The sequence below is a fragment of the Vibrio sp. 1557 genome (assembly GCF_033340175.1).
Taxonomy (GTDB): Bacteria; Pseudomonadota; Gammaproteobacteria; order Enterobacterales; family Vibrionaceae; genus Vibrio; species Vibrio alginolyticus.
In genome coordinates this window covers 1-1,422 of sequence record NZ_JAWOVZ010000128.1, presented here as the reverse complement: position 1 = coordinate 1,422, position 1,422 = coordinate 1, and the positions used below count along the sequence as shown (strand labels likewise).

Sequence of the window (1,422 nt, the reverse complement as noted above, 5' to 3'; positions counted from 1 at the left end):
TGGCTGACAGCTTTGAGCAATGTTTGGCTAAATAAGAGTAATTAGTTGTAGTTTTGCGGATGAAATGTCTCTTTTACGTGATCTAGCAGTAAGAATTACAACCTTTGGCAAGACGAACCTTTTCTATAAAAGGAATTGAGATATCATTATCAATAATTAGCGGCTCAAAATAACCCTACTCACAAGAGCTACGGAAGGCCTATAGGGAGTTGAGTTGATATAAATTGATATATAAGGTTTTCGTCTTGCTTCGCCAACTTGTCCTGATTTTCTGGGGACTCTTCATATCATCTCAAGCATTTGCGCTGAATAACGCAAATGCCATCTTTTATCCTTTGCCTACTCAGGTTAAGGGCACTTTTATTGCTGCGAAAAAATTGTTCTTGGGCGAGCAAGGTGGGCTATGGATTCATGACGTACATGGCCGCGTTCTTTTTTATGACGGCCAGAATGTTCTGCCAAAATCAGGCAGTTTTTTGCAAACGACCGCAAAGCAGCTTGCGTATCATCAAGGGTCATTCTGGACCTTTGTCGAAAATGAGGTTTATCAGACCTACCCAAACAAAGAAAGGCAGTTGGTCTTTAGCCTTAACCCCGGGTCGCAAATTAGAAAAATAGGTTCATCAGGTGATTATATTTGGGTCAGTGATGGCGCACATTTTTATACCTACAACATCAAAACCAATGAACTTGATTCATTTTCACTGCTTCAACTGTATCAACATAGCAATAATAGTTATGTGTACATCAATGATGCGATTCTGATCGAAACCAAATGGGCGTTGGCTACAACATCTGGTGTCTATCTCTCTGAAGGTAATAAATTTGATCATGTGATTTCATCCGGTCAAAACTACATTGAAAAAGTGTACTACTCGCATACGAGACGCGAGATATTGGTTGGCACCTTAAAAGGCGCGTTGATCTTCAATATTTACGAGCCGAACAAAGAGATCGTCAAAATTGGCGGCTCCCACGTACTGACGTTTTCAGAGACCAATCAAGAGTATTGGGTTGGTACTGAGCACGGTTTGTATCTCTACTCGTTTTTAACTGGTGAAGTTACTGAAGTTGAGCCTGCGAGCTTCTTAGAGTTAGAGCTCGATAGCACTAAAATTTATTCCTTACTTAGCGACAACATGGGCGGAATGTGGATAGCGACCAACCAAGGCATTCGTTATTACTCTTTGTTCAGCAAAAAATTTGAGCGAGTTACCTTTAGTAGCTATGACTCGCAAACCTTATCTGGTCGTATTAGACAAACGGTAACAGGGCCAGATGGTGTGCTTTGGTTTGCCGATGACCGCAAACTGTATCGTTCTGGCGCGGAAGGGATTGTAAAAGTCTTAGAATTAGATTCTCAAATTAACGAATTTGCGTTCCAACGAGGCATGTTATGGCTTGCCACTTCAAAAGGTTTGG

Annotated in this window: 1 pseudogene; it reads left to right on the top strand. The window is 41.2% G+C overall.

Annotated features, from left to right (window positions below):
* Positions 1–245: 245 nt before the first annotated feature.
* Positions 246–1,422: pseudogene (locus R7070_RS25205) on the top strand (AraC family transcriptional regulator); the annotation flags it as partial.